This window comes from Pseudoduganella sp. R-31 (genome assembly GCF_049913235.1).
In the GTDB taxonomy this organism is placed as follows: Bacteria; Pseudomonadota; Gammaproteobacteria; order Burkholderiales; family Burkholderiaceae_D; genus Rugamonas.
Genome location: NZ_CP183986.1, coordinates 4157972 through 4170900, shown reverse-complemented (window position 1 = coordinate 4170900; position 12929 = coordinate 4157972). Strand labels below are relative to the sequence as shown.

The 12929-nt window shown below is 61.4% G+C and carries 11 protein-coding genes; 4 read left to right on the top strand and 7 right to left on the bottom strand.

The window, feature by feature from the left end; all coding sequences use genetic code 11:
- Positions 1 to 88: 88 nt before the first annotated feature.
- Complete coding sequence (locus tag ACN9MY_RS18830; protein ID WP_426335942.1) at positions 89 to 1057, top strand: LysR family transcriptional regulator; 969 nt, start codon at positions 89 to 91, stop codon at positions 1055 to 1057.
- On the opposite strand, the gene ACN9MY_RS18825 is transcribed toward ACN9MY_RS18830, so the two are convergent.
- The 3 genes from ACN9MY_RS18825 to ACN9MY_RS18815 form a co-directional block, all read right to left on the bottom strand.
- Positions 987 to 1946: a hypothetical protein gene (locus ACN9MY_RS18825; RefSeq protein WP_426318282.1), complete on the bottom strand. Its 960-nt coding sequence runs from the start codon at positions 1944 to 1946 to the stop codon at positions 987 to 989. The two genes, ACN9MY_RS18830 and ACN9MY_RS18825, sit on opposite strands and share 71 nt — an antisense overlap.
- Positions 1947 to 2020: 74 nt before the next feature.
- Positions 2021 to 2902 (bottom strand): flagellin, encoded by an 882-nt coding sequence (locus ACN9MY_RS18820; protein WP_426162010.1) that lies wholly within the window; start codon positions 2900 to 2902, stop codon positions 2021 to 2023.
- 172 nt (positions 2903 to 3074) lie between these two features.
- Entirely contained in the window at positions 3075 to 4691 is a 1617-nt protein-coding gene (locus ACN9MY_RS18815; protein WP_426337644.1) for an electron transfer flavoprotein-ubiquinone oxidoreductase, read from the bottom strand.
- 211 nt (positions 4692 to 4902) lie between these two features.
- Here ACN9MY_RS18815 and ACN9MY_RS18810 point away from each other — a divergent pair, with 211 nt between their 5' ends.
- The gene (locus tag ACN9MY_RS18810) at positions 4903 to 5679 is read left to right on the top strand and encodes an SDR family oxidoreductase (RefSeq protein ID WP_090436401.1); all 777 of its coding nucleotides are present in this window, start codon (positions 4903 to 4905) and stop codon (positions 5677 to 5679) included.
- A 171-nt stretch (positions 5680 to 5850) separates the two neighbouring features.
- Here the strand turns inward: ACN9MY_RS18810 and ACN9MY_RS18805 are convergent, their stop codons facing one another.
- Entirely contained in the window at positions 5851 to 6396 is a 546-nt protein-coding gene (locus tag ACN9MY_RS18805) for a LuxR C-terminal-related transcriptional regulator (RefSeq protein WP_426162009.1), read from the bottom strand.
- An 82-nt stretch (positions 6397 to 6478) separates the two neighbouring features.
- Between ACN9MY_RS18805 and ACN9MY_RS18800 the strand changes: the two genes are divergently transcribed.
- Both ACN9MY_RS18800 and ACN9MY_RS18795 read left to right on the top strand, forming a co-directional pair.
- On the top strand, positions 6479 to 7177 hold the full coding sequence (locus ACN9MY_RS18800; RefSeq protein ID WP_426318281.1) for a CoA transferase subunit A: 699 nt from the start codon (positions 6479 to 6481) through the stop codon (positions 7175 to 7177).
- Positions 7178 to 7189: 12 nt separating this feature from the next.
- On the top strand, positions 7190 to 7834 hold the full coding sequence (locus ACN9MY_RS18795) for a CoA transferase subunit B (RefSeq protein ID WP_426335941.1): 645 nt from the start codon (positions 7190 to 7192) through the stop codon (positions 7832 to 7834).
- Between the two features lie 96 nt (positions 7835 to 7930).
- On the opposite strand, the gene ACN9MY_RS18790 is transcribed toward ACN9MY_RS18795, so the two are convergent.
- From ACN9MY_RS18790 to ACN9MY_RS18780, 3 genes are read right to left on the bottom strand one after another with little or no spacing between them, the layout of a single operon-like run.
- Positions 7931 to 11299 (bottom strand): pilus assembly protein, encoded by a 3369-nt coding sequence (locus ACN9MY_RS18790; protein WP_426335940.1) that lies wholly within the window; start codon positions 11297 to 11299, stop codon positions 7931 to 7933.
- Positions 11300 to 11331: 32 nt separating this feature from the next.
- Complete coding sequence (locus ACN9MY_RS18785; protein ID WP_426318278.1) at positions 11332 to 11898, bottom strand: hypothetical protein; 567 nt, start codon at positions 11896 to 11898, stop codon at positions 11332 to 11334.
- Positions 11898 to 12920, bottom strand: coding sequence for a PilW family protein (locus ACN9MY_RS18780; protein WP_426335939.1), 1023 nt, complete (start codon positions 12918 to 12920; stop codon positions 11898 to 11900). The genes ACN9MY_RS18785 and ACN9MY_RS18780 overlap by 1 nt, the downstream gene beginning before the upstream one ends.
- Positions 12921 to 12929: the final 9 nt, after the last annotated feature.

Here is a 12929-nt window from a genome sequence, read left to right as displayed (position 1 = left end):
GTTTTGTATGCTATAGGCGATGAGTTCCCCTGATAAGACGACAAAAAATCGTTTCATTCGATACTCTGAGTATGGAATAATCAAAACCATGGACAAACTGAAGCAAATCGAGGCCTTCGTGGCCGTGGTCGAGAAGGGCAGCCTGGCGCGTGCCGCGCTGGAACAGAACATCACGCCGGTGATGCTGGGGCGCCGGATCGATGCGCTGGAAAAGCGTTTGGGCGTCAAACTGATGCACCGCACCACGCGCCACCTTACCCTGACGGAGCAGGGCAATGTCTTCCTTGAGGATTGCCGCAAGCTTCTCTCGGGCCTGGATATCGCCGAGCGCAATATTTCGGAAGGCCGGCACAAGGCGACGGGCCACCTGATTGTGTCCGCACCGGCCTCATTTGGGCGCCAGCATGTTGCACCGCACGCGCCGGCCTTTTTGGCTGCCAATCCCGACGTGCAGATCTCGTTCAACCTGACCGACCAGGTCATCGACCTGGTGCGCGAGGGCTATGACCTGGGCATCCGCATCGGTGGCGTCATCGACCCCAGTTTCGTGGCAGTGCGGCTGGCGAAGAACCGCCGTGTTGTATGCGGCACACCGGACTACTTCGCCCGCAATGGCATTCCGCGCACCTTGGACGACCTGGCGCTGCACAACTGCCTGGCATTCAACCTGCAGGGCGGCCAGCAGCGCGGCTGGTATTTCCAGCAGGGTGGCAAGCCCGTCACGGTCAGGGTGCAGGGGAATCTGGACTGCAACGACGGCGAACTGCTGCACCGCTGGGCGTGCGAAAGCCTGGGGCTGGCGTGGCGATCAACGTGGGAGATCCAGGCCCAGCTTGCCGAGGGCAGCCTGATTACAGTGCTGGACGATTTTGCGCTGCCCGATTACGACATCATGGCCGTCTACCTGCAGCAAAGGCATCTGCCGGCGAAGATACGCTTCTTCATCGACGAGTTGAAGGAAGTCTATTCCCAGCCGGGCTACTGGACTAGGCCGACAGCGCTTGTTCCGGCAAACGCGGTTGCGACAGGAACACGGCCACTTCCGCCATCGCCTTGAACAGCGAGGCGGTCAGCAGCGCCACCTGCGTGCGCGAAGGATCGTTTTCGAGGTGGTTGACCGGCGTCAGTTCACGCATCAGGCGCGCGCGCACGATCTGCAGGCCGCATTGGCCGATGATGGTGGCGATGCGCGGCAACAGCTCGCGCATCTGCTGCATGGCTTCATTGCTGGCGGCGCCGATCTCCAGCACGACGCCAAGTTCGGAGGGCTCCATCTGCACGACAACCTTGCCGATGTCGGGCAAGTTCATTTCCAGCCGCAGCGCCACGCGCGGCCGGCGGCGGCGCTGTTCCGGCGGCCCTTCGTCCTGGCCCGGATCGCGCGCCACGACGCGCAGCGTCAGTTTCTCGGCGCCCCAGGCGTAGACCGCGAAACGCCAGGCATCCAGTTCGGACACCAGGCCAGGGTGCGGGCGCCCGTCGCGCAGCACAGGCGGCGGCGGGTCGGCCATGAACAGGCTGGAGGGCACATGGCGGCCTTCGTTTTGCTGCTGCAACGCGGCGCGCTGTTCGCTATAGGTGCGCACCATGACTTGCCACGACGCGGCCAGCAAGGAGGTATCGGGGGTGTGCCAGACCATCTGGCGCAAGGGGAACAACTGGTTGGGCTGCATCGACAACGCTTCCTGCGAGAGCAGGGCGCCGATGGTGGCGCCGGCGGCAGCGGTGCTGCGGACCAGCTGGCCATGCTGCGCACCTTCCATCGCCTCGATCAGCGCACCGACGGAAGCGGGCAAGCCGCCCTGCAGCGCGAACTCGGGCGTGTCGCCCGGTGGCTGGGCAACCGGCGGAATCGGCTGGGCATTGACCTGGCCGGGATTTTCCCGGACCTGGCGGTCGTGGATGCTCAGGCTTGGATTGGAAGGAGTGACGCGATCGATTGCCATACAAACTGATAGTAATACGGCGATATAAAAAAAGCCAACCGCGTACGGTTGGCTTTTTCAGGCCACCTGCGGAATTACTGCAGCAGGGACAGGACCAGGGAGGACTGGCTGTTCGACTGTTTCAGCATGGCGGTGCCAGCTTGCAGCAGCATCTGCGAGGAGGTCATCTTCGCGGATTCGGAAGCGAAGTCAACGTCCATGATGCGGCCGGTTGCGTTCTTGGTGTTGGTCGAGATGTTGGCCAAGTTGTTGTAGACGTGGTCCAGACGGTTCGACACAGCACCCAGGTCGGAACGCAGGGCCGACACTTTGTCGATCGCGGTAGCAACGATGTTGATGGTGGCGTTCGCGGATGCGGTCAGTTCGGTGGTGGCACCGCCGGCTGCGGCACCGGTTGCGCCGTCGTAGTCTGCGGACACGGCTTCCAGGGCGGTGTCGATGGCGGTCAGGCTGGTGTCGAACTTGGCGTTCAGCTTTTCAGCGGAGTCAGCACCGATCTGGAAGTCAACACCAGCGGCAGCCGACAGCTTGCCGGTGGTCTTGGTCAGCAGTGCGGTACCGCCGAACTTGGTGTTGGTCATGATGTTCGACAGTTCGCTGGTCAGGGAGTTGAACTCGCTCTGCATTGCGGTCTTGTCGTTGGCGGTTGAGGAACCGTCAGCTGCCTGGGTTGCAAGGTCTTTCATGCGGTTCAGGATCGAGGTCACTTCGTCCAGCGCGCCTTCAGCGGTCTGCAGCAGGGAGATGGAGTTCTGGGTGTTGCGCATTGCGACGTTCATGCCGCTGGTCTGTACTTTCAGGCGGGTTGCAATCTGCAGGCCTGCAGCGTCGTCCATTGCCGAGTTGATGCGGAAGCCGGTGCTCAGGCGGGTCATCGAGGTCGACAGGGTGTTCTGAGTGCGGGTGATCGAGTTTTGTGCGGACAGGGCCGCTGCGTTGGTGTGAAGGCTCAGCATGATAACTCCTGGGTGGTTGGTTCAAATCGAGCAGCGGGTCTTTTTCTGCGCTCTCAGAAGTACAAGACGACCGTGGGGCCGGGAGCATTAAGTGCCGAGTGGAAATTTTTTTGATTTTTTTTGGCCGTTGCCAGGGTGACCATGGAAAAGGGGGCCGAAGCCCCCTTTGTCCTTACATATTCGGATAGTTCGGTCCGCCGCCACCTTCCGGCGTGATCCAGACGATGTTCTGGGTCGGGTCCTTGATATCGCAAGTCTTGCAATGCACGCAATTTTGCGCATTGATCTGCAGGCGGTCCTGGCCTTCGTCGGTCTTGACGAATTCGTATACGCCGGCAGGGCAGTAGCGTGATTCGGGTCCTGCAAACTTGGCAAGGTTCACATTCACCGGCACCGAGTTGTCCTTCAGCGTCAGGTGGATAGGCTGGTCTTCCGCGTGGTTGGTATTCGAGATGAATACCGACGATAGGCGGTCGAAGGTCAGCTTGCCATCCGGCTTGGGATAGGTGATCGGGGTGAATTCCGAAGCAGGGCGCAGGCAGGCGTGGTCGGGCGTCGAATGGTGCAGGGTCCAAGGCGCCTTGCCGCGGAACACGATCTGGTCGATCCCAGTCATCAGGGAGCCCAGGTACAGTCCCTTCTTCAGCCAAGGCTTGACGTTACGCGCCACGTGCAGTTCTTCATGCAGCCAGGACTGCTCGAAGGCGGTCGGGTAGGCTACCAGCTCGTCGGCGGAACGGCCGGCGCCCAGCGCAGCCACCACTGCTTCCGCGGCCAGCATGCCCGACTTGATTGCAGCGTGCGAGCCCTTGATACGGCTCATGTTCAGGAAGCCGGCGTCGCAACCGATCAGGGCGCCGCCCGGGAACACCAGCTTAGGCAGCGATTGCAGGCCGCCGGCGGTAATGGCGCGGGCACCGTAGGAAATGCGCTTGGCGCCTTCAAAGAAGGTGCGGATTTCCGGATGGGTCTTGTAGCGCTGGAATTCTTCGTAGGGCGACAGGTAAGGGTTCTCGTAATCGAGGCCGACCACGTAGCCGACGACGACCTGGTTGTTTTCCAGATGGTAGAGGAAAGAACCGCCGTAAGTCTTGGTGTCCAGCGGCCAGCCGGTGGTGTGGATCACCAGGCCCGGCTTGTGCTTGGCAGGATCGATTTCCCACAGTTCCTTGATGCCGATGCCGTAGGACTGGGGGTCCTTGCCCTTGTTCAGGTCGTACTTGGCCATCAACTGCTTGCCCAGGTGGCCACGCGCACCTTCGGCGAACAGGGTGTACTTGCCGTGCAGCTCCATGCCGAGCTGGAAGTCAGGGCCTGGTTCGCCATCGCGCTTCACACCCATATTGCCGGTCGCAACCCCTTTGACGGAACCGTCGTCGTTGTACAGGATTTCAGCGCCGGTGAAGCCAGGGAAGATTTCCACGCCCAGCGCTTCGGCTTGCTGGCCCAGCCAGCGCACCACATTGCCGAGCGAAATCACGTAATTGCCGTGGTTCTCGAAACACTTCGGCAGCATGAAGTTCGGGGTCTTGTATGCCTTGGTCTCGGTCAGGAACAGCACGCGGTCTTCGGTGACTGCGGTGTTCAGCGGAGCGCCCAGCTCTTTCCAGTTGGGGATCAGTTCGGTGATCGCCTTTGGGTCCATCACAGCGCCGGACAGGATATGGGCGCCGAGTTCGCCGCCTTTTTCCAGCACGACCACGGAGGTTTCCGGGTTCAGCTGCTTGATCTTGATCGCTGCCGACAGGCCAGCAGGGCCGCCGCCAACGATCACAACGTCGTACTCCATTGCCTCGCGCGGGCCGTACTGTTCTACAAGGTTGCTCATAGTGTTTTTATAAGAATGATGGAAAATTCGGTGCTGGAAATAGAACGAGTGTGCTCTTTTTTCCCAGGTATTGCAACGGTGGCGCCATTGTGAGGGCTAATATTAGACGTGGCAATCTAATAAGGAGGTTTTTTGTGTCATCATGGCGGAACGGAATTATAAGGAGTGGCCGGTGGGGATCGAAGTTAATTTTGAGGGCAAGATCGCCCTGATCACAGGCGCCTCCAGCGGTCTCGGCGCCCGTTTTGCCAAGGTGCTGGCGAAAGCAGGTTGCCAGGTGGTACTGGCCTCGCGCCGCATCGAACGCCTGAAGGAACTGCGTGCAGAAATCGAAGCCGATGGCGGCGCCGCCCATGTGGTGACGCTGGACGTGACCGATTATGCGAGCATCAAATCCGCCATCGCCCACGCTGAAACCGAAGCGGGGCCGATCGACATCCTGGTGAACAATTCTGGTGTATCAATGACGCAACGCTTGCTGGATGTGTCGCCGGAAGATTATGACTTTGTCATGGATTGCAACCTGCGCGGAGCCTTTTTCGTAGCGCAGGAAACGGCCAAGCGCATGATTGCGCGCGCCAAGGGCGATCCGCGCAAGCAGCACCGCATCATCAATATCGCCTCGGTCGCCGGGCTGCGCGTGTTGCCGCAGATTGGCGTCTACTGCATGAGCAAGGCGGGCGTGGTGCAGATGACCAAGGCCATGGCGGTGGAGTGGGGCAAATATGGCATCAACACCAACGCGATTTGCCCGGGCTACATCGAGACCGAAATCAACGAAGATTACTTCGCCAGCGACCAGGGCAAGCGCCTGATCGACATGCTGCCGCGCAAGCGGGCGGGTAAGCCGGAGGACCTGGATGGCTTGCTGCTGCTGTTGGCGGGCGATGAGGCGCACTTTATCAATGGTGCCATTATCTCGGCCGATGATGGCATGATGGCGGGCTGAAAACCGGTAAACCGGGGTCTGACCCGAAGGGTCAGACCCCCGACGGTTTCAGGGTCCCGAGGCTGGTTCCTGGACTTCGACTCTTTGAAAAGATCAACAACGCACAACCGTAACTCCAGGCGGTGCCGCTGACAGGGTCAGACCCTTGGGTCTGACCCAGATTTACCGGTTCTAGCGTGCCCCAGCCAGTTTATGGACCAGTTCCGTGGCGGTAGCAGCACCGAACTTGCGCATCAAGGAAGCCCGATGCATCTCCACCGTCCGCGGCGACAAGCCGGCATCGCGCGCAATCATCTTGCTGGTCTTGCCTTCGACGAGCAGCGCCGCGATTTCGCGTTCACGCGGCGTGAGGGCCGCCGACACCGGCCGCTGCTCCGACACGTCCTCGAACGTCCAGATCCCGGCCCCAAGCGGCTGCGCCGTCTCCAGTGCGCGCCCGGTCACGTGGCACCAGAACAGTTCTCCATTGGCGCGCCGCATGATGCGCTCATCCGAATAACGCCCTTTGGCATTCATGATCGGGATAATGCGGTCACCGGTGCGCAAGTATTCGTCCTGCGTCGGGTACAGCACCTGGAACGATTGCCCATCCAGTTCGCCCGCTCCGTAGCCGAACATGGCGGCCAGCGCGTCATTGCCGGCCTTGATCACGCGCTGGTCCGACACGCACATGCCTACCGGGGCGAACTTGAAGATGGACTCATAATTGATCGGCATTGCGGTATTTCTACGGTATTGAAGTTTGGGCGGGCGTATTCTATCCTCAATCGCCTTCTGGCCATTTGAACAAGGAGACATAATGAACAAGATTTACCCGGATGCCAAGGCCGCCCTGGCCGGCATCGTGGCCGACGGCCAAACCATCGCGGTCGGCGGTTTCGGCCTGTGCGGCATTCCCGAGGCGTTGATCGCCGCCCTGCGCGATAGCGGGGCAACGGGCCTGACCGCGATTTCCAACAATGCCGGCGTGGACGGCTTCGGCCTGGGCCAATTGCTGGAAACCCGCCAGATCAGGAAAATGATCTCCTCCTACGTGGGCGAGAACAAGGAATTCGCGCGCCAGTTCCTGGCCGGCGAACTGGAACTGGAATTCACACCGCAAGGCACGCTGGCTGAAAAGCTGCGCGCCGGCGGCGCCGGCATTCCGGCCTTCTTCACCAAGACCGGCGTCGGCACCATTGTCGCCGACGGCAAGGAGATCCGTGAATTCGACGGCGAACAGTATGTGATGGAACGTTCGCTGGTGGCCGACGTTTCGCTGGTCAAGGCCTGGAAGGCCGACAAGAGCGGCAACCTGGTATTCCGCAAGACCTCGCGCAACTTCAACCCGAACGTCGCCGCCGCAGGCAAGGTCTGCGTGGTGGAAGTGGAAGAGATCGTCGAAGTCGGGGCCATCGACCCGGATGCCGTGCACCTGCCGGGCATCTACGTGCACCGCATCGTGCTCAACGCCACCCCGGAAAAACGCATTGAACAGCGCACCGTGCGTGCCAACTAAGGAGAAGACAACATGGCATGGACTCGTGATGAAATGGCCGCGCGCGCGGCAAAAGAGCTGCAGGATGGCTTTTATGTGAACCTGGGCATCGGCTTGCCGACACTGGTTGCCAATTATGTGCCGCAACATATCGAAGTGTTCCTGCAGTCGGAAAACGGCTTGCTGGGCATCGGCCCCTTCCCGACCGAAAGCGAAGTGGATGCGGACCTGATCAACGCCGGCAAGCAGACCGTGACCGCGTTGCCTGGCGCTGCTTACTTCAGCTCCGCCGACTCGTTCGCCATGATCCGGGGCGGCAAGATCAACCTGGCAATCCTGGGCGCGATGCAGGTGTCGGAAAAGGGTGACCTGGCCAACTGGATGATCCCCGGCAAAATGGTAAAGGGCATGGGCGGCGCGATGGACCTGGTGGCGGGCGTCAAGAAGGTGGTCGTGCTGATGGAGCACGTCGCCACCGCCAAGGATGGCTCGACCTCGCACAAGCTGTTGAAGAAATGCGACCTGCCGCTGACCGGTGTGGGCGTGGTGGACATGATCATCACCGACCTCGGCGTGATGGAAGTGACGCCGACCGGCATCAATGTGACCGAACTGGCCCCAGGCGTAACGCGCGAAGAAATCGCCGCTGCTTCCGGCGTGGAGCTGTCGTTCGCCTGAGCACGCAGCCAAAGAAAAAAAGGGGCGCCTGCTGGCGTCCCTTTTTTGTATCGATACGGCTGTCAGGAAAGAGGGGAGCCGATGCGCCCCCGTTTCCTACTGGCCTTTGACGTAAGTGTATTTACGTTTGCGGACCGATTTGATGTTCGGATTGATACGCGTCGACTGGATCGGCGCCGCTGTACCGCCGATGCCGATCCCAACAGTTACGCGGGGAGGCTCAGTGCCAGTGCCAGGCCTGCCCGGGTCGCCTGTCTCGCCCACCCTGCGGACTTTCACACCACGGGCCAGCACCGGCGAAGGTGGCAGGCCGCCACCGGCAAACACGGAGGAGCGGTTGCCGCCGCAGATGCCGTCGGCACCAATGGCGCCAGAGGCGTTGAACAGGTTAACCACGTAACCGCGTGCTTCACCCAGGGCGGTGGAGCAGCTTGCCGCGTTGCCGACAATCGGACGGTTGGTACTGAACATGACAGTGCCGCCGGCGATCAGGGACGAGGTCACGACCTGTTCGCCCTTCTGCAATTCCATGAACCAGCCGCGGGTGCTGCCGTTCGGCAGGACGTTCGGCGAATTGCAGCTGGTCGACGCCGTGCTGTTGGTCAGGCTGGCGTCAAGGTTCAGCCCAGCCTCGTCAGTTGTGGGCCGCAGGGACAGGTCGTCGAGCGCCACGTAGAAGCGGTTGGCGGTCGACTCGTAAGGATACTGCCACGACAGCGGGTGCTCACGGTCGCCGCTGCCCAGGGCCAGGTAGACGAAGCCCTTGTTGTACAGTAGGGCCGGGCCGAACATGAATTTGCGCGGGCTGCTGGCCTGGTTGGTGTAGGCCACGCGGTACATGCGCCAGTTGCCGGCCGTGAGCTGTGCTTTGGTGGTGGGGCTATCGATGAAGTCGATGCGGTAGATATTGCCGCCAAGGTCGGCCGCGTAGGCGTAGTCAACCATGCCGTCGTTGTCGATGTCGACCATCGACACGTCGCCGACGACGCTGCGCTTGGTCCTGAAGCTGGCCAACTGGGAGCCGGTTTCCGCGTCCATGATGTAGACGTATCCGCCTTTGCCTGCCACGCAGGTGGGGGCGCCGGTGTTGGCGTCTTCGCAGTTGTCGTAGCCGCCACCCATCACGATCACAGGCTTGCTGGGCGAGTAGCCTTTGACGAAGGCCAGCGCCGGGATGGACCAGGTCTGGCCGATGCCATCGAAGCCCGGGGTGCAGCCGCTGTCATTGGTCAGGTTCGGGCAACCTACCGTCCACATCAGGCGTGGGCTGTCGATATCGGTCACGTCCAGGCCGTATACCATGCGGCCACCGCGGCGCATGGTCGGGTAGATCCAGATCTTCTTGGGATCGTTGGCATCGACCGGCAGGTTCTGGAACACGCCGGTGGAACCGTCGAAGAAGTAGTCTTTCGGGCTGCCGACGGCAGCCACGTCGCCGGGACCGGACACGTTCGGGTAGTTCACCAGCGGGGTCTGGTCTTTCAGGCGCGACAGGCGGCTGAAGAATTCAGGGGCGACAAAGGCCCAGCGTTCCTTGCCGTTGCTGGCATCGACTGCGCGGAAGAAGCCATCGTTGGCGCCGTAGAAGACGAACACGTTGTTCTCGTCATAGGCCAGCGGCAGCGGGCGCGAGTGGATCACGTCGCCGTGGATCGACGGGCGGGTGGTGGTGGTTGGCATGTTGTCGCCGCGCTCCTGCGTGACGTCCGCGCCCTTGATGAAGTTGACCACGTCGGCTGGCAAGCCGCTGTTGGTGGTGTTGAAGGCCACCAGCGAGGTGCCACCCGGGACGCGGGTGTACAAGGTGCGGTTGACGGCATAGGTCGGGTCGCCGGTGAAGCTCGGGTCGTTACCGTTGCGCAGCATCTGCGCCGCCGCGCCTTTTTCAACCGATGGTCCGTCCGGCGCGTCGGAATAGGGCGAGACGCCGCGCGGCAAGGCCTTGCAGCCGCTCGCTGGGTCCGGGTTCAGCCCGAGGTTCTCCCAATACGGCCCCTTCTGGACGGTCCAGAAGCTTTGCGCGCAATCGGTGATGAAGCCGGTATTGTCGTTGACTGCCAGGTTGGCGTTGGCGTCGCCCAGCTTGACCTCGGCGCCATCCAGGACCAGCTGGTAGCGTTTCAGATTGCCAAACCAGCGGGGCTTGGCATCCGGGTCGGGGCGGAACATGCCAATGAAGACCTGGTTCTGGTTTTGCGAACGGTTGGTGGCGTTCACTGGCAGCGAAGTTGACGCGAACGTCGAGTTCACAGCCAGCACCTCGCCAATGATCTGGTTCAAAGCATCGAGGATGGCTTGCTGGCTCTTGGCGGCGAAGTATTTGCCGCCGCCGGCGCGCGCCATGCTCAGCATCAGCTTGGTGTGCTCGATGTTTTGCTGGGCGTTGTACACGTCGATCGTGTAGAACGTGACCTTGGACTTCATTGTGCTGGCCGGAATCGGCACGCCCTTGTCGTGCATGAAGCGCGCCCACTCGTCGGCATTCCAGGGATTGGAGTCGGTGGTTTCGCCGCCGGTCGGCACGTTGGTCACGGTGCTGTTGACGCCGTTGATTGCATACGATGAGGTGCCGACCGGGCAGATCTTGCTGCCGTCGTTCAGGGGCGAGCCTATCCTGCAGCCGTCAGTGTAGTTGCCGCAGGTGGTGGGCCACGGCGCCATGTTCAGCTCATTGCCGGCGGCGCTCTGGCTCGAGTAGCAGACCGAGGTCTGGCCGATATTGGTGACGCTCTCGACGGTCTGGGTCGAGAAGTTCGGCAGGCCGAGCTGCCTGGTGCTACCGCCCAGGCTCTGCAACTGGGTCGTGTTGGCGGAATCGTCCTTGGTCGGGCCGCTCTGGTCCGGGTTGGTGACGAAGATCACGATCGTCTTGGCGCAGCTGGCGTCGTCGGTCAGCGGCGACTTGAACGGCACCCAGCGGCTAACGTAGCCGGCGGGATCGGCGATCGAGCTCGGCGTGACGCCCTGCGCGGCGGAGTAGCCGGGACGGCCGCCGAGGTAGTTGTACACGTCGTACATCAGGTTGCCGTACATCGTGCCCGAGTTGCGCTTTTCGATCGGGCTGGTAATGGCGCCGTCGATGGTGTTGAGCCGGTTGTTGAACTGGTTCTTTGCCGACGCGGTCATCGGCTGCACTTGGAAGCGCACGAAGCCGCCATTGTCGTTGGCGTTGCCGTCGGTGACGAACTCAAACAGGCCGACGTTGACCTTGTCGTTCAGGGTGGCAATCGCGTCCTTGATGGCGCGTACCTCGGACTGGCCCTGGGACAAGCCGCCGGGCCACTTCTGCGACTGGCGCGACCAGTTGGACGTATTGTCCAGCACGATCAGGATGCGTGGATTGATCGAGGTGCCGGCAGAGGCCCCGGTGAAAATATCGATGTCGTCAGCGCCAGCCGGGAACGACAGGAGGGTGGCGCATGCACCGAGGCTGGCGGCCGCGGTGATCATTAGCTTTTTTTGCATGGCTGGCTCTCAAATAAAAGCGGGCTAGTTATTTATTTACAGGAGGTTTCGACATTGTCGGTAGAGACGCGCATGGCGACGCCTTGCACCATCTGGACTTCCGATTGAACCTGCTGGTCCTGGCTGGTGGCCGTCATTTCCCAGGTCGAGTCGGCACACATTGAATCGCCCCTTTGTGCCCCGACGATCAGGCCATCGTTGCTGGAGCCGACGCTGCAGCCCCGGTCTTCTTCGTTCTGCAAATCGAGTTCAGACGTCTTGATTTTGCGGACTTTGACGCAGCGCGCCGCGCTCAGGGAGGTAACGATATCGACCACGCCGTCGCCATTGACGTCGAAACAGCGATGGTTACTGTTCAGGCAAGGCTGGTCCAGTGCATCGGATGGCGTGTCGAAGAAGCGGGTGCTGGACATGGCCTCGTCGAGCACGCTGCGGCTGGCCGCAATGCCTTCGTCGCGGTTCTGCATATTGTTGACCACCTGGATGCTGGACTTGCCAAGGTTGAAGGTGGTCATGGCCAGCAAGGTGAGCAGCACCAGCATGACCAGCGCCACGACCATCGTCATGCCGCTTTGCTGGCGGAGTGCAGGGTGTTTCATCAGGATTTCCTTCCGGCCACGTTAGGCAGGCCAATCAGTGAGGTGAAAACGTGGCGTTTGTATTTGTCGTTGGCGGCGCTGATGACGTTCTGCTGGCCATTCTCGTTCGCGCCGAGGACGTAGGACTTGCGGTCGGTGTGACCCACGGACGGGCTCAGGGTGCGCGCCAGCAGGTGCAGCTTGACAGAAACCACATTGCCCCACTCGGTATCGTTGATATGCGGGGTGAAGCTGTCGGCGACGCCGTCGCCACTAGTGTCCAGGCCATATTCGAGCTGCATGTTTTCGATGCCTTCGGCCAGCGGCACGATCTGGACCGACATGACGCCGCCCTTGCTCACCACCTCGGCGCGCTTGAGAGTGGGGACGCCATCGCGCGCCATGCTGTTGTTGGCGACGAAGTAGATATGGGTCAGCAGGCGCCGCACGTCGGCCGGCGTACCGCTGTTGATGGCCGCCGTGCAGTTGTACTGGTGCAGCGTGAAGCCGTTGTTGATCTCGGAGATCTGGTAGTGTTTGTTCTTGTCGCTGGAACCGAGTTCATAGTCGTTGGAGCATTGCGAAGCCTGGAAGAAGGGGCCACCGGCAGCCTCGTCCTCGCAATCGGCGGCGCCGACCACGCAGGTCTGGGTATGGCGCACCACCACCACGTCGGTATTGGCCTTGACGTCGGACAGGCAACCGAGCGAATTGCTGTTGTCGTAGCCTTGCACCGCAAAGGCGATGTCACCGCGGATGGCTGTCAGGTCGAGCGTGCAGGGATCCGGCAGGACGGTTGGCGCCGCCAGTTCCACCGGGTCGTACTCGGCGTAATAGCCGGCGTTGCGCAAGTCGCCGGTCATCAGTTGCATGGCGTAGCGCCCGTTTTCCACCTGGCGGTTGGCGCGCTCGATTTCCATTTGCGCGGCGCTATTGTTGTTGAACAGGGTCGACAAGCCGGCGAGCAGGAGGAGGCCGACGGCGACCGCCACCATCATTTCAACCAACGTAAAACCTTGCGCGCGTCGGCGATGTATCTGCATGAATGGGCT